This is a genomic window from Chryseobacterium sp. CH21 (assembly GCF_004119445.1).
GTDB lineage: Bacteria > Bacteroidota > Bacteroidia > Flavobacteriales > Weeksellaceae > Chryseobacterium.
Genome location: NZ_QICI01000110.1, coordinates 1 through 533, shown reverse-complemented (window position 1 = coordinate 533; position 533 = coordinate 1). Strand labels below are relative to the sequence as shown.

Here is a 533-nt window from a genome sequence, read left to right as displayed (position 1 = left end):
CTAATATCGTACAATTTTGATACAATTGTTTTATATCCTTTAGATAATGAATATCATGTACAGAAGCCTGTGTTAAATCAAAATCAGTAAAAATCCCGTCAATAGTGCATACAGCATGCAATTTATAACCATAATAAGTGCTATTTTGTGATGCACAAAAACCTATGTCTGGACTGGTAAAGTAGTTTTCCCTACAAATTGTACTTCTGGAACTCCTGCTTAATTTGCATATTTCCAAGGGCATACTATCTACAATGTAATAATCATTAACAGATATTTTGGCTGCTATCTTTTTTCTTAATGAATCCCGATAAGCAAACAAGTTACGCTTTCTACGATTATAAACACTACGATCTATCCTTGATGATAAATGATAAGGTAATTTTCTGAATAAATCCCGCTCTGAATCAATACCCATAAATTCTGAAGTTAAGTCTATGGAAATTAACTCTAAGTCTGACAATTGGGGCTTACGGATTTGATTCAAAAAATTCATTTTACTTTCTATTTTTATCAGAGTCTCTAATATTTTT

The 533-nt window shown here is 30.8% G+C and carries 1 protein-coding gene; it reads right to left on the bottom strand.

Annotated elements, in window-relative coordinates; all coding sequences use genetic code 11:
- A partial coding sequence (locus BOQ62_RS22190) for a transposase (RefSeq protein ID WP_164976827.1) occupies window positions 1-533 on the bottom strand: 533 nt, incomplete at both ends.